Genomic DNA, 15,179 nt, shown 5'->3' on the forward strand with positions numbered 1-15,179 from the left:
TTATCCAGAGTAAAAGTGCAGTACATTTTTTACTCTGCAGATGATTTTTCTTGACTGGAGGTTGTATTAGCAAGTTAATTACCTTCACTGGTGATTAACCTAAAATACACACATTAAACTTAAACTATCCAGCCGTTTAAACGTCATCTTTTTCATTTTCCATACCCCTTAAGTAATGTGCTTCGCGATTGTAAGACTAAATTAAAAAAACAGAAATAGTTAAAACAAGTGAAAAGGCAGCCGCATACAACAGACTCCATCCGGCGATGCGCATCGGCCGCACATTAATGATGGATGACATAAGGCCGAGCGTCCCACTAAACGGTCCCAAGTAAAATGTCAAAACAGCACCGCCCAAAAAAGCCACCGCTATCTGTTCCGGTGTTATGCCAAGAACATCTGGTTTTAATGATTGGGCCAACAAATTTACAACAACAATTGGATGCATCCCTATAAACGAGAAAAGCAATGTAAGAAACGGGAGAGTGATCAAAAATAGATGAACACCCACTATTTTATCGTATTGAACAAACAGCTGGTTCACCAAAAGGTCATTTCCTGAGTAGTGAAGAGCCTGCACAAAAAAACCAGCACTTAGAAAGATTGAAAACGATTCACTCATATCCACTATTTTGTGAGTAAAGTGGTGTTTTACACCCGGCCAATAATCGGTACTTTTTCTTAGTAAAAGGCACCATATCCATGCGAAAGGCAAGGTTAAAAGGGTAACGCTCACCACTAAGCCAAATGAAAAAATAGCATCTACGCTAACAATTAAAAATAAAAGTAAGACAATCGCAAGGACAATTTGACACATCTTACGGTAGAAAAGAGGAGAGGCTTCAACCGCTGCAACCTCTTTTTGATCAACACCGGATTGTTTGACACGTTCCACCAAAGTGAAAATAAGCCAATTAAACCCGAGTGTAACTAAGCTGATGCATAATAGTGCAGGAAAAATATTCAGCCACTCCACCTTCGTTACATAAAGTACCACGCCCAAAATGCCGGATAAAGGTGTCCACATAATAGGCAAAGAAAATCCCTGAATAATACTGCTGGCCAGAAAGCGTTCAGGCTTTTTAATAGGCCATGCATCCACTGTACTTTTCACACTGGCGTGTGTGATCGGAACAGCCGCCATATTTAAAAAACAGCCTAGAAAGTATGATAAACCCGTTATCGTTCGGTATAAGTGAGAAGATGAATGGATCCTCCCCTGAAATAACTGTTTAAAAACCTCTCTGTACCCGCCTGCTTGTATCGGTATAGACAATAAAGGAACGATTGCAAAGAGGGAGAGTAAATAAAGCATGTCTCCATAAAGCTTCACGTAGGATAAAAAACTAATTCCTTTACTTCCAACCATTAACGTCCCAAAAGTCAAAAATATAATAGACATCACTCGGGTAAAAAAATTACATGATAGGAGAGAGAATACAATAGCAAATATAGAAACAATTGACAATATAAAACCTAATCCTTTAAATGGAACCAGTTGAAAGACAAGAAATAGAACTACAGCAAGTGTTAAAATAATACGTTTTCCATAAATTGAGAAGCCTTGTATTTTCATCCAGTTATCCTACAAAGGGAAATCACCGACTTCCCTAGTAACCTTTCTATTAAATTTTCCAGTCTTTTATTTCTTTGGGCTGAGTTTTCGACAAGGTCAGAATCATTACACCGCCCTTTTTCCTTTAACTTAGGCAAGCCATCCATTGATTCTGGTGCAAAATTCAGATAGCAAAATCTAAATAAACATTAACTAATACATGCATCTGTTTAGGGTATACTTTCATTGTAGAACATATCTAAAACGTCTGGAATTTAAGCTATATTTTCGTTCATATTTTTAAACATTCGAGATTTACATCAGAGCCAGCGTACGTATTGCCATATATATTAAAAAATCTATTAATTTTTATATGCTAACGATTCCCCTTACTTAATTGAACAATGTAATTACTAGAAAAGCTCCTTTGTCTAAAGGAGCTTTTCCTGTTGTTTATTATTTACATCCATGGAGAGACGGTCACTAATAACCGAGAAGAGTCTAACTCTCCTGCAGCGGTTCTTAAAGCCAGGTCAGTTTCGATTAATTTATAATTATGGGAGTTCATGATAGCAAGAGGGAATTTTCCGGAAGAGATGAATTCTACCGCCATCTGTACCGACTTATAACTATGTCCGCGAACCCCTTTAATAGTTAAAGTTTTGTTGTAAATTATATCCAGATCGAATTCGTTGTAACGTTGGTTTTTCAAAGCTCCTAATAGAACCGTGCCTCCCGTTTTAGCAACTTCTAATGAAGAGACAACAGGATCAGTTCCTCCGCTAGTTACATCAATAACTAAGTCAGCCATTTTCCCATTAGTAATTTCAGAAACCTTTTCAATTAGGTCCTCTGAACTAACATTAACCGAATAGTCAGCGCCTAATTCTAATGCCAACTTCAAGCGTTCAGCACTACTATTTCTTCCAGTAATAATTACCGTTTCAGCTCCAGCTGCTTTTGCCGCTAAAGCACATGCAAGCCCTTGTTGACCTGGACCTTGAATAACAACTACATCACCAGGACCTACTCCTCCTACAATCCTCATCCATTCAAATCCGTTAGATAAAGGCAATGTTAATGCTGCCTCAATAGCCGGAACATGTGAAGGAATTTTGTGGATTACTGCATTAGGATGTAGGTACATATATTGACTGAAACCACCATAAAGCGATGGTTCAATAGCAATTGGAGTAGCACCATATCTTATTCCATTAACTCTTGGATTCGTGTTGGAACATAAGCGATATAAACCTGTCCGACATAGCTCACACTGACCACAAGGGATATACTCTTCCATGACAATACGATCGCCTTCTTTAACTCCCCAGCGTTTAGAGGCCAAATCACCAATTCTGTGTATATGACCCACTACATGATGACCTAAAATCATTGGTTCTTTTAAATTATTGTAATAAGAAACATCGGTTCCACAGACACCAACAATCTCCACCTTTAAAATACCTGTATCTATCTCGATATCCGGTAAAAGAATTTCTTGGATTTCTGTATGTTTTGTATCGGTTGCTACCGCTGCTAATACTTTTTTTTCCATAAAGTCCACCTCAATAAAAGTAATGGTTGCCACTTCTTACTTCACTCTACAGAGATGTGGAGTAAAGTAACTAAACTGCTATACTTGATTTCATTGTCAATAAACATATATATGACCAACCTCAATTAACCTACCAATATTTACATATTTAGATACTCAAGGCTTTATCAGGGCACAACAACCCAATAACAGGGCCAGATCGTTTATCCTTATTCGACATAACACAAACCTAAACTTTAGAAAATAGTAAAACTTATTCATTGGGTCTATATAAATAACATTTTTAGGTCTTAAACCTAATTTTTTTATTTAATATTAATAGGTTCAGCGAACATTCATCAATTGAACTTCTTCTACACTATTTTGCTTAATCTTAGATGCCTTTTTTTCCAGTTTAATAAACAAGAATATCAATGCTCCTAAAAATGGCCCAATAGCCATTGTAGCAAAACAATAAAAGTAATTACCCGTCGCATCAATTACAGCACCAACAGCTAATGGCGACAGCATAGCACCTAATTGCCACATTGCATTTACTAAGCCCGATGCTGTTCCCAATAGTCTTTTTTCTACCGAATGACCAATTACAGTATTCAAAACAGGGTAAAATGCATAGCCTAAAATCCCCATCGCTGGAATTAGCAAATATAACAACGGAAGATTTTTATTATGACCAAACCATAATAACACCGGTCCTAATAATATAAGGATCCAAAATGTTAGAGCTTTACGATCATAATAGTCTGACAAAATTCCTGTAACTGGTTTAGATAGTAAAGCTGCAAATCCAAAGATAGACATAAATAGACCAGCTTGGACAAGAGAAAGATGCAGAGACTTATTTAAATACGAATTGGCCCATGTTGCCGTTGCCATAGTAGCCCACTGCCCACCAAAACCTGCTATGCCTGTTAACATTAGATTCTTATTTTTAAATAGAGACAAAATATCACGACCAGATACTTTATCCCTATTACCTCCTTTTAAATTTTGAGAAATAGGAGTGCGTTCCTTAAGAAAAAAGAATGCGATAACTAGTCCTATCAAAGGAAGGATACCTGAAACATAAAATGCAGATCTCCAACCAAATCCATTTGCCATTGTAGGAACATACAAGTTTACCAATGAAACAGCTAAAGAAGTAGCTGTCATAAATATTCCATTAGCAAGTCCACGTCTATTTTCAGGAAACCAATCATTTATTACTACAAGACCAGCAGAAAAAATAGCCCCAGAACCAATTCCTGCAATAACCCTAGTTGCAATTCCTATTTCGAAACTAGGTGCAACTCCTGTTAGAAATGTAAACAAACCAATTATCGAAAAGCAACCTAGTAAAACTTTTCGATAACCATATCGGTCAATTAAAAAACCACCAGGAATTTGTGTAACAACATAGCCAATATAGAAAGCTGTCATGTAGCTTCCAGCTTGAGTAGCGTTTATACCCAAGTCACCTGAAGCTATCGGAATAATTGGAGACCACGACATTCTACTTACATATGAAAGTAAATATGCCAACCACGCAATCGATAGAGCGACAAAAGCTGATTTCACCTTCGTATTCATCTTTTCTTATTCCCCCTATCAGTTTTTATATATAAAAAAATAATTAATAAAAATCTACACTTTATGAAATTTTATTTTAATAATTATTATTGTAAGAGATTGCGCTTACATTTTTCGTTACTAATTTTTTTGATAGAATAAGATTGACTTATACAAAAGTTTCTCACAACAATTTCATTTTATGAGCACACCCGGGGTGAATCCGGTACAAGCAGAACGAATTCAATAGTCATTTGCATTCTTCTCTCTTCATCTCTAGACCCTTTTTAGGACTATCTGTTTAAATACGACGCAATTTTCCTCTAATACCCCAATGTGTTTTAGGTATCTTTAAAGAGTGGTTCTTGAAACCAAAATCATCCCCTGTGTCGTAGGCGTAATTTGAATGCCTTAACATTCATATGTACTACAGAGGTGTTTAAAAGTTTTAAAATCAATTAGAAATGTAATTATAGATTGTTTACTTCATCTATTAAACAGCCTCGAAGTCCTTTTCACTTAGTTCTAAAGCCTCTTTTGCTCCTTCTTGAAAGGGAACGCCCTTTGGAAGTAAGACAGAAGCAGAACGAATTCTATGACTACTAGGATCCAAAGCCGGTAACTTTTCTCCGTTTTCTAGAGCCCTTACTGCTTTTAACAAACATTGTCGAGCCTTTATAATAGCTGTATCACTTGTTCCTAACTTTTCTTGTGATCGGTCAACAATTGGCCCCGCACTTACTTGAACTGCATGATCCTCCATACCTACACCAAATATACCAGCAAAAGATTCGCCTCTTTTTTGCATTTCTCGATCGATAAGGAAATCATTTTCTTTATTTCCTTTTGTACGGAATGTACCTGGTATCAGTGTTGGATGAATTCCGGCCCCAGACTTCATCTGTTTAATTTCCTCTTCTGTCAGATCACGATCTGGTGTCCAACTCCAGCTCCATACCCAACAGTTTTCATCATCAATAGGCACCCAAGCATGCCCTCCTCGTGGAGCCCCTGCAAACGGAGGTATCATGGAATAAAAAGGCATAAGAAACTGTGTAATCCTCCAATAAAAGTTTTCATCATCGGCCTCTCTTCTTGCACCGATTAATAATCCATAATCGGTATCTGCAACTTCAAAGCGGGGCGCAGTATCTTTTGCTAAGAGTGATGTGCTGTTACTGTTTTTAGAAACTCCTAAACCTCCAACTGAACCGGAGTGAAGAATTGAAACGTGACTTGAATCAATTCCACCTTCTAAAGCTTGAAAAAAATTACTTTCTTGTATTTTTCTAGATAGATGGCGTTGACTATCAGAAACTAGCATCCATTCTTGTTCTGGTAATTCCGGTTTAGATTCAGTTGGTCCCATATATGTCCAAATAACTCCACCACGTTCCTCACAAGGATATGACTTAATTTTAACTTTATCCTTAAACTTACTTTCTGGCGGTTCAGAAGGTAAATCTACACAATTGCCTTCAGTGTCGAATTTCCACCCATGGTATGCGCATCTAACGCCACAGTCTTCATTCCGACCGAAAAAGAGAGACACTTTACGGTGTGGGCAGAATTCATCAACTATTCCAAGTTTTCCATTTGTATCACGAAATGCGATTAATTCCTCACCTAAAAGCTTAACTCGTACCGGTGGACAATCCGGATGAGGAAGTTCCTCTGCTAAAAGTGCTGGGATCCAGTATTGTCTAAGCATATCCCCCATACGTGTTTCAGGACCAGTTCTTGTCAATAAATAATTATCATTACTAGATAACAAATTAATTCCCCTCCTAGGTTTCATTTATGTTCTATTTTCATTTTCGGATATAACTAAAGCGTTTTCAAATTGATTCTTTTTATCTGTCTCATAGAAAATATTAATAGCTTTATTAGCATGGCTGGCCATATTAGTTTTTTTTATAGGCTCAATTAAAATCATCAATTTGTCGGGTGTTAATTACACGTATATAATAATAAGAAAATTGGGAATATTAATTTACTAGTTTATATTTATAGTTTTTAGGAAAGAAGGTTAAAATTATGAATGATAAAGAATTTGAACAATTAATTTTAAAATGTTATAGCAATAAAACAGTTGCAATTCTTGGATATCAAGATAATGGAGGACAGCAACGAGCGAATTTTCTTAGAAGTCACGGAATTGATGTAGTCATTGGTCTCCGAATTGGTGATGAAAATTGGGAGTTGGCTAAACAAGATGGCTTCACCGTATTACCGGTTTGGGAGGCAGCTGAATTGGCTCAAATAGCTCAAGTATGGTAATAAATTTAAAATAACTGTTAAAAGTATGGAAGATAAATAACACTAACAACAATATTGGAAAAGAATACAAAATTAAAAATCTGTAAAAATAAAAGAAGTGGATTTGTTATCCACTTCTCAGCTTGTAGACAAAGTCCCTTTTTAGGGGAAGTCTATAAGCTTATTTTGTATAATAAAGATAACATTACTTTTGTGGGGGGTTCGTTCGACTTGGAAGCCTTGGGATTTCGGAAACAATGATTCCGCCAGTCGTCCGACTTATATTTCGAAAGCAAGTTTCCGTCTTTTCTTCGTCCATGTACGGTGCTTTTAATTCCGTCAGCTCATCGAGATTAAGCAGAAACACCGGCTCATCCTTACTTATCTTTTCGCTGCCTGGCGTTTTCCCTATCAAAGCATTGCGAAGGTCTACCGTCTTAAAACCCATTCCGGACGGACAAGACACCCCTCAAGCAATTTAGCCCTAATACCATTGTATTTTAATTATTTTTGGAATGTATATCCTGCTCTGGAGTTGCTAATTAGTTTGGATACTCCTTCTGGATAATAAGGCATTAGTCTATCTGCTTCCTCTAAATTTACCCATTCAACTCTTAAAATGTTTTTTTCCTTTGGAATTTGTTCAGGTGATTTTAGAACTTGCCCTTCAAACATAATAAAATATACATGATCTTCATTTATAAATGCTTCATTTAATGCAATAATATCGTTTACCTGCACATCATAGCCCGTTTCTTCTTTAACTTCTCTGATGGCTGCTTCTTTTAGAGTCTCATTTGCTTCAACTGCTCCTCCTGGTAAGGACCAAGTGTTATTTTTTTTATTTAGTACCACTAAAATCTTATTGGTATCCTCGTTAAACAAAAGTGTGTACACAACATCAACACGATTCAAATTCAATACTCCTTTTCTTATTAGTTAAGAGTTAAACAAGTCTATTGTAAATTAAACATCTTTATTTGTAATTAATTATCTTTATTGTCATTGAACACCTTTTAGTGATCCATTGGACAACTAACTCAAGCAAATTATAAATCAGTTCAATCTCATTTTAGATAGCGTTTACTCTTTGGTAAAGTTGCCCGATTACACAATACAGCTTAAAGAATCAATGGAGTTCTACTTACAATTGAAGCGATTCGTTTTCTTGCTTCCCAAACTTCACGGATTTTCATATCTTTTCTTTCCTTTGTTAGTTTTGTATTAGTCATGTTGTCCTCCCCTCCTTGATCAATATTATTGATATTCATAAGATAAATACTAATTCCTTCTATAAGATATATCAATTGTAAAACTGACTATAAAGGTGAAACTTTTCAAACAGTTTGTTTTATAAAACTATTAATCTGTTGAGTTTACATAATAGATGAATCCAGCCCAATACCTTAGCCATTTCCATCGATTATCCATGTATTCTTAAAAAAATATTTCTAAATTGGCCTTGCAATAGAAAGGATTTCCTGTTATATTACAGTCAATTAAATATTTTCTTACTTCATACTTTTTGAAGTGAGGATAGAGGAGCAAAGACCATTAGTACACATTTTGAGGAGAATGAGATCCTATGACTATTGTGGAAAGGGGAATTTGCCGAAGCGGAAAGAATCTCATGTTCTTGAAGCTGGTTCTGCTGTTGAATAAATACAGAACTGTCATATAGGAAACTATATGGAGGGCTATCTTACGCGCCGAAACGATTCTTTTTTATTAAATATTGTTTCTACTGCAGCAGCGAATCCTCGTTGTTGCTTTTTTGCGTTTACTCCTGAATGGCCCTAACCACCTCTGAATTTTTTAAAAAAATTATACTAAAGGGTGTGAAATTATGAATTTTGGCCAAGTTTTAACTGCAATGGTTACCCCGTTTAATCATAATAATGAGGTTGATTTTAATGCTACGAGAACTTTAGTAAATTATTTAATTGCTAATGGTTCTGATGGATTAGTTATAGCTGGTACAACTGGAGAGTCGCCTACATTAACAGCAGAAGAAAAAGTAGATTTATTCAAATTTGTTGGGGAAGTTGTCAATGGAAGAGTTCCAGTTATAGCTGGAACTGGCTCAAATAACACGAAAGCTTCGATTAGCTTAACAAGACAAGCAGAGGCAGCAGGAGTCGATGGAATTATGCTCGTCACCCCATACTATAACAAGCCGTCTCAAGAAGGATTATTTCAGCACTTTAATGCGATTGCCCAATCAACATCATTACCGGTAATGCTTTATAATATTCCAGGACGAAGTGTTGTAAACATGTCAGTAGAGACGATTGTTAGTCTCTCAAAGATTAACAATATTGTCGCAGTAAAAGAAGCAAGTGGTGACTTAGATGCCATGGCACAAATCATAAGCAAATCCTCTAGTGATTTTGCGTTGTACAGCGGCGATGATGGGTTAACATTACCTGTTTTAGCTATCGGTGGAACAGGCATTGTTTCGGTTTCTTCACACATCATTGGTAATGAAATGCAAGAAATGATCAATAGCTTTAAAAATGGTGATGTCCATGGTGCTGCTTCTACACATCGTAACCTTCTTCCAATTATGAAAGCATTATTTGCTGCATCAAACCCATCACCGGTAAAATCAGCATTAAATATGCGAGGATTAAATGTTGGAGGTGTCCGCTTACCATTGGTCCCTTTAAACAATGAAGAAAAAATAGCTCTACAAATAGCTCTACAACCTAGTAACGTAGAAGTTGTTTAGTTGAATAAATAAAATAATGATTCATTCAGCGAGACTGGCGCTAAAGGTCTTAATTCTGTCTTTGTTCTTTTTGCTTGCGTAGCTGCCATCCGTACGTTTATAGCATATCGAATGATTGAAATTAGTGAAAAGGTTCTAGAAGATATTGCACCATAGGAAGACAATCTTTAAGGGGTAAGGTTGAAAAAACCTTACCTTTAATTTTACGGGTCTTAAGTTCCATAATCACCTTTTCTTTCACTTCGTTTTTATCTTTTTACAGATGATAGATAGATAAATAAAAATAGTAAACGCATAAATTCTTTGATAAACCAAAATAAATGTTTACTAAGTTGGTGTATATTTCATTTAAATTTATTATTTATGTTGAAAGGAAGAATACAAATGATAAAAAAATGGAACATATAGCTATTATTGTTACTAATATGGATCATACTATTCAATACTACTCAGATATGTTTGGGTTTAAGGTTCGCCTTCGAGGATCTTCAAAAACAAGAGAGATGGCATTTTTGTACTTGGAAGAACAGCCTAGTATGGAAATTGAACTAATCAAAGACATTGAACCTATTGGTAAGTATAACAAAAGTGGAATCGTTAACCACCTTTCTTTTACAGTAGAAGATATTAATATAGCAATTAACCATTACCGGAATAAAGGAATTGAATTTTTATCCCCTCAACCACAACCAACACTTGAATGTGGACGTATGATTTTATTCAATGGACCTAATGGTGAATTGCTACAATTGGTAGAACGAGCAAAAGATTAAAGATACTTAATATGAGATGAAATAAGTAAAGTTTGATCATTTCTGTGACCCTTATTATATTAAAAGCCCTTCACATCTAAGGAGTAGACAAATTTCATAAACCGAAAATATATAGAAGGTTGGGGATATACTGATTATTGATGGTGATAAGATTACCAGATCCAAAGAAGGCACTGAAAAGTAAGAAAAGAAATCAATGACTTGATGGATGAATTGTTTGAAGATTAACAGATTAGCCCTTCTCATTTAGGAGAAAGGCTTTTACGATTTGATAGACGCAGGAAGTTTATTTGTCTACATTATTTGTTCATCTGATTTTTGGATGATTTCTTTTAGTTCTCCTGTATCACCTTTAGCATTAATAATTTCAAAGATCTCATTTAAGCCATCTGAGGTTTTTTCATCTTCCGTTTTCACAATATCCCTCCTAATTGTGATATCTTTTAAGGACTCCCAAATTAATAAAAATAACCCCCTCCAAATAGGAGAGGGTGTAAAGGGGCTTATGGAGTTGGCTTGGCCTGGGGAATACATCCCGATATACATCTAGATAGGGCATAAAGGTTTTCCTACCTTAATAAATTATCATCAAAAGTATTTTCAATGGCTAATTCCAATTCTTCTTTTCCTTCTCCTACATAACGTTTGGTCATGTTCAAATCTTTATGCCCCATCAATTTTGAAACGGTTTGAATGTCTATCCCCGAATCGATTAATTTTTGGCAAAACGTATTCCGCAGCTTATGGGGAGTCGCATTATATTTAGTCAGCATATATTGCACGGACCTTGGCGTGATGCGCTGATTCACACTGGATATGAAGATCGCTTCCGTTTCCATATTTAAAAATTCCTTGTATGCCTTGATCTTTTCACTAGCAGCCATGGAGAGTGGAATCTTCCTGTCTATATCCCCTTTTGAATCCCGGATGAGGATATATTGCCTGTCTCCCTCTTTTTGAATGTCGCTATGGTTCAAATCACAAAGTTCGGACACCCGGATACCCGTATGGATCAGTGTATAGACAATGGCAATATTCCTGAAATGCCCAGAGGCCTCGATTTCTTTTAGGAGATCAGCTTGCTCAAGCATGTTCAGGGCTTCTGGCGGATCTTCTTTCTTTTCCTTTGCTTTACGGTCGATGTTGAGGACGATCTCGGGTTTATCAAGGAACCTGGAAAACATCGTAATGGCTGAATAATGTTTTTCAATCGTTCCTCCACTCTTATTTGACTGTTCCATATCGTCTAAATAGGTTTGCACGTGGGATTTTTCAATCTCTTCCGCTTCTTCTTTAAACCATTGAAGAAACTGGGAGATGACTCCCACATAGGTTTTAATCGTACCATCGGATTTATTTTGACCCATTAACCATTCCGCAAAAGAATGAAGAATTTGTTTATTGTCCAGGATCTCTTCTTTACTGGTCATCGAGAAGCCCCCCTACCAAAATCATGCTATTAATACGCCTATCCAATACACGAATCGTGGAATTTATACAAAAAAACCTTAGGAGAATCCTAAGGTTTAGAATGCGTAGATAGGATTTGAACCTGATTATACGGGTTTATGAATCCTAATTCATGTGATAAACATTGCTTGGCGGCGTCCTACTCTCACAGGGGGAAACCCCCAACTACCATCGGCGCTGAAGAGCTTAACTGCCGTGTTCGGAATGGGAACGGGTGTGACCTCTTCGCTATCGCCACCAAACAATAAAGGAACGTTGTTCCTTCAAAACTAGATAATAAGAAGGTATTTCATTTTTTAAAGCGTGGTTAAGTCCTCGATCTATTAGTATCAGTCAGCTCCACATGTCGCCACGCTTCCACCTCTGACCTATCAACCTGATCATCTTTCAGGGATCTTACTAGCTTGCGCTATGGGAAATCTCATCTCGAGGGGGGCTTCATGCTTAGATGCTTTCAGCACTTATCCCGTCCGCACGTAGCTACCCAGCTATGCCTTTGGCAAGACAACTGGTACACCAGCGGTGCGTCCATCCCGGTCCTCTCGTACTAAGGACAGCTCCTCTCAAATTTCCTGCGCCCGCGACGGATAGGGACCGAACTGTCTCACGACGTTCTGAACCCAGCTCGCGTACCGCTTTAATGGGCGAACAGCCCAACCCTTGGGACCGACTACAGCCCCAGGATGCGATGAGCCGACATCGAGGTGCCAAACCTCCCCGTCGATGTGGACTCTTGGGGGAGATAAGCCTGTTATCCCCGGGGTAGCTTTTATCCGTTGAGCGATGGCCCTTCCATGCGGAACCACCGGATCACTAAGCCCGACTTTCGTCCCTGCTCGACTTGTAGGTCTCGCAGTCAAGCTCCCTTGTGCCTTTACACTCTACGAATGATTTCCAACCATTCTGAGGGAACCTTTGGGCGCCTCCGTTACTCTTTAGGAGGCGACCGCCCCAGTCAAACTGCCCACCTGACACTGTCTCCCACCCCGATAAGGGGCGCGGGTTAGAATTTCAATACAGCCAGGGTAGTATCCCACCAACGCCTCCACCGAAGCTAGCGCTCCGGCTTCTCAGGCTCCTACCTATCCTGTACAAGCTGTACCAAAATTCAATATCAGGTCAGCAGTAAAGCTCCACGGGGTCTTTCCGTCCTGTCGCGGGTAACCTGCATCTTCACAGGTACTATAATTTCACCGAGTCTCTCGTTGAGACAGTGCCCAGATCGTTACACCTTTCGTGCGGGTCGGAACTTACCCGACAAGGAATTTCGCTACCTTAGGACCGTTATAGTTACGGCCGCCGTTTACTGGGGCTTCGGTTCAAAGCTTCGCTTGCGCTAACCTCTCCCCTTAACCTTCCAGCACCGGGCAGGTGTCAGCCCCTATACTTCGCCTTGCGGCTTCGCAGAGACCTGTGTTTTTGCTAAACAGTCGCCTGGGCCTATTCACTGCGGCTTTTCCGGGCTATTCACCCTAAAAAGCACCCCTTCTCCCGAAGTTACGGGGTCATTTTGCCGAGTTCCTTAACGAGAGTTCTCTCGCACACCTTAGGATTCTCTCCTCGCCTACCTGTGTCGGTTTGCGGTACGGGCACCTTACATCTCACTAGAGGCTTTTCTTGGCGCTGTGGAATCAGGAACTTCGGTACTATATTTCCCTCGCCATCACAGCTCCGCCTTAATGGAAACGGGATTTGCCTCGTTTCCGGCCTAACTGCTTGGACGCGCATATCCAACAGCGCGCTTACCCTATCCTTCTGCGTCCCCCCATCGTTCAAACGATGTATAGGTGGTACAGGAATATCAACCTGTTGTCCATCGCCTACGCCTTTCGGCCTCGGCTTAGGTCCCGACTAACCCTGAGCGGACGAGCCTTCCTCAGGAAACCTTAGGCATTCGGTGGAAGGGATTCTCACCCTTCTTTCGCTACTCATACCGGCATTCTCACTTCTAAGCGCTCCACCAGTCCTTCCGGTCTGACTTCAACGCCCTTAGAACGCTCTCCTACCATCGACACCATACGGTGTCAATCCACAGCTTCGGTGATACGTTTAGCCCCGGTACATTTTCGGCGCGGAGTCACTCGACCAGTGAGCTATTACGCACTCTTTAAATGATGGCTGCTTCTGAGCCAACATCCTGGTTGTCTAAGCAACTCCACATCCTTTTCCACTTAACGTATACTTTGGGACCTTAGCTGGTGGTCTGGGCTGTTTCCCTTTCGACTACGGATCTTATCACTCGCAGTCTGACTCCCAAGAATAAGTATTTGGCATTCGGAGTTTGACTGAATTCGGTAACCCGTTGGGGGCCCCTAGTCCAATCAGTGCTCTACCTCCAATACTCTCATCTTGAGGCTAGCCCTAAAGCTATTTCGGAGAGAACCAGCTATCTCCAGGTTCGATTGGAATTTCTCCGCTACCCACACCTCATCCCCGCACTTTTCAACGTGCGTGGGTTCGGGCCTCCATTCAGTGTTACCTGAACTTCACCCTGGACATGGGTAGATCACCTGGTTTCGGGTCTACGACCTCATACTCATTCGCCCTATTCAGACTCGCTTTCGTCGCGGCTCCGTCTTATCAACTTAACCTCGCATGAAATCGTAACTCGCCGGTTCATTCTACAAAAGGCACGCCATTACCCATTAACGGGCTTTGACTACTTGTAGGCACACGGTTTCAGGATCTATTTCACTCCCCTTCCGGGGTGCTTTTCACCTTTCCCTCACGGTACTGGTTCACTATCGGTCACTAGGTAGTATTTAGCCTTGGGAGATGGTCCTCCCTGCTTCCGACGGGATTTCTCGTGTCCCGCCGTACTCAGGATCCACTCAGGAGGGAACGAAGTTTCAACTACAGGGTTTTTACCTTCTTTGACGGACCTTTCCAGATCACTTCATTTACCCCGTTCCTTTGTAACTCCATGTTGAGTGTCCTACAACCCCAAGAGGCAAGCCTCTTGGTTTGGGCTAATTCCGTTTCGCTCGCCGCTACTCAGGAAATCGCATTTGCTTTCTCTTCCTCCGGGTACTTAGATGTTTCAGTTCCCCGGGTCTGCCTTCAGTACCCTATGTATTCAGGTAAAGATACTGTTCCATTACGAACAGTGGGTTTCCCCATTCGGAAATCTCCGGATCAAAGCTTACTTACAGCTCCCCGAAGCATATCGGTGTTAGTCCCGTCCTTCATCGGCTCCTAGTGCCAAGGCATCCACCGTGCGCCCTTTCTAACTTAACCGTTAAAAAAGATCTTACTGATGCTTTGAAAAAATTAATTACCTTCTATCTA

Annotated in this window: 11 protein-coding genes, 2 rRNA genes and 1 riboswitch; of the genes, 3 read left to right on the forward strand and 10 right to left on the reverse strand. The window is 39.4% G+C overall.

Annotation, left to right across the window (positions count from 1 at the left end):
- Positions 1–196: 196 nt before the first annotated feature.
- From JFU24_RS01020 to JFU24_RS01035, 4 genes are all read right to left on the reverse strand, one after another.
- On the reverse strand, positions 197–1,576 hold the full coding sequence (locus tag JFU24_RS01020; protein WP_201184203.1) for a hypothetical protein: 1,380 nt from the start codon (positions 1,574–1,576) through the stop codon (positions 197–199).
- A gap of 439 nt (positions 1,577–2,015) precedes the next feature.
- Complete coding sequence (locus JFU24_RS01025; protein ID WP_201249298.1) at positions 2,016–3,110, reverse strand: zinc-dependent alcohol dehydrogenase; 1,095 nt, start codon at positions 3,108–3,110, stop codon at positions 2,016–2,018.
- Between the two features lie 324 nt (positions 3,111–3,434).
- Entirely contained in the window at positions 3,435–4,679 is a 1,245-nt protein-coding gene (locus JFU24_RS01030) for an MFS transporter (RefSeq protein WP_201249299.1), read from the reverse strand.
- Between the two features lie 472 nt (positions 4,680–5,151).
- Complete coding sequence (locus JFU24_RS01035) at positions 5,152–6,432, reverse strand: Rieske 2Fe-2S domain-containing protein (protein WP_201249300.1); 1,281 nt, start codon at positions 6,430–6,432, stop codon at positions 5,152–5,154.
- A 263-nt stretch (positions 6,433–6,695) separates the two neighbouring features.
- Here JFU24_RS01035 and JFU24_RS01040 point away from each other — a divergent pair, with 263 nt between their 5' ends.
- Positions 6,696–6,938: a hypothetical protein gene (locus tag JFU24_RS01040; protein WP_201184214.1), complete on the forward strand. Its 243-nt coding sequence runs from the start codon at positions 6,696–6,698 to the stop codon at positions 6,936–6,938.
- Between the two features lie 184 nt (positions 6,939–7,122).
- Here the strand turns inward: JFU24_RS01040 and JFU24_RS01045 are convergent, their stop codons facing one another.
- Positions 7,123–7,365, reverse strand: a complete 243-nt coding sequence (locus JFU24_RS01045) for a hypothetical protein (RefSeq protein ID WP_201249301.1) — start codon at positions 7,363–7,365, stop codon at positions 7,123–7,125.
- 56 nt (positions 7,366–7,421) lie between these two features.
- Entirely contained in the window at positions 7,422–7,832 is a 411-nt protein-coding gene (locus tag JFU24_RS01050) for an NUDIX hydrolase (RefSeq protein ID WP_201183791.1), read from the reverse strand.
- A 614-nt stretch (positions 7,833–8,446) separates the two neighbouring features.
- Positions 8,447–8,625, forward strand: a riboswitch (Lysine riboswitch).
- 138 nt (positions 8,626–8,763) lie between these two features.
- Here JFU24_RS01050 and dapA point away from each other — a divergent pair.
- Positions 8,764–9,648 (forward strand): 4-hydroxy-tetrahydrodipicolinate synthase, encoded by an 885-nt coding sequence (gene dapA, locus JFU24_RS01055; RefSeq protein ID WP_201249302.1) that lies wholly within the window; start codon positions 8,764–8,766, stop codon positions 9,646–9,648.
- Positions 9,649–10,043: 395 nt separating this feature from the next.
- On the forward strand, positions 10,044–10,421 hold the full coding sequence (locus tag JFU24_RS01060; protein ID WP_242485225.1) for a VOC family protein: 378 nt from the start codon (positions 10,044–10,046) through the stop codon (positions 10,419–10,421).
- A gap of 294 nt (positions 10,422–10,715) precedes the next feature.
- Here the strand turns inward: JFU24_RS01060 and JFU24_RS30625 are convergent, their stop codons facing one another.
- The 4 genes from JFU24_RS30625 to JFU24_RS01075 all read right to left on the reverse strand — a co-directional run bounded on the left by JFU24_RS30625 (position 10,716) and on the right by JFU24_RS01075 (position 15,128).
- Positions 10,716–10,838 carry a hypothetical protein gene (locus JFU24_RS30625; RefSeq protein WP_255264167.1) on the reverse strand — a complete coding sequence of 41 codons (123 nt, stop codon included), beginning with the start codon at positions 10,836–10,838 and terminating at the stop codon, positions 10,716–10,718.
- A gap of 152 nt (positions 10,839–10,990) precedes the next feature.
- Positions 10,991–11,851 carry a tyrosine-type recombinase/integrase gene (locus tag JFU24_RS01065; RefSeq protein ID WP_201249304.1) on the reverse strand — a complete coding sequence of 287 codons (861 nt, stop codon included), beginning with the start codon at positions 11,849–11,851 and terminating at the stop codon, positions 10,991–10,993.
- A gap of 166 nt (positions 11,852–12,017) precedes the next feature.
- Positions 12,018–12,133 (reverse strand): 5S ribosomal RNA (gene rrf / locus JFU24_RS01070).
- 61 nt (positions 12,134–12,194) lie between these two features.
- A 23S ribosomal RNA gene (locus tag JFU24_RS01075) occupies positions 12,195–15,128 on the reverse strand.
- Positions 15,129–15,179: the final 51 nt, after the last annotated feature.

It is taken from the genome of Peribacillus sp. TH27, assembly GCF_016650915.1.
In the GTDB taxonomy this organism is placed as follows: domain Bacteria; phylum Bacillota; class Bacilli; order Bacillales; family DSM-1321; genus Peribacillus; species Peribacillus butanolivorans.

Excerpts from the sequence above, each read along its gene's own strand:
- JFU24_RS01020 (WP_201184203.1), bottom strand. The coding sequence starts at position 1,576 with ATGAAAATACAAGGCTTCTCAATTTATGGAAAACGTATTATTTTAACA.
- JFU24_RS01025 (WP_201249298.1), bottom strand. The coding sequence starts at position 3,110 with ATGGAAAAAAAAGTATTAGCAGCGGTAGCAACCGATACAAAACATACA.
- JFU24_RS01030 (WP_201249299.1), bottom strand. The coding sequence starts at position 4,679 with ATGAATACGAAGGTGAAATCAGCTTTTGTCGCTCTATCGATTGCGTGG.
- JFU24_RS01040 (WP_201184214.1), top strand. The coding sequence starts at position 6,696 with ATGAATGATAAAGAATTTGAACAATTAATTTTAAAATGTTATAGCAAT.
- JFU24_RS01045 (WP_201249301.1), bottom strand. The coding sequence starts at position 7,365 with ATGGGTTTTAAGACGGTAGACCTTCGCAATGCTTTGATAGGGAAAACG.
- dapA (WP_201249302.1), top strand. The coding sequence starts at position 8,764 with ATGAATTTTGGCCAAGTTTTAACTGCAATGGTTACCCCGTTTAATCAT.
- JFU24_RS01060 (WP_242485225.1), top strand. The coding sequence starts at position 10,044 with ATGGAACATATAGCTATTATTGTTACTAATATGGATCATACTATTCAA.
- JFU24_RS01065 (WP_201249304.1), bottom strand. The coding sequence starts at position 11,851 with ATGACCAGTAAAGAAGAGATCCTGGACAATAAACAAATTCTTCATTCT.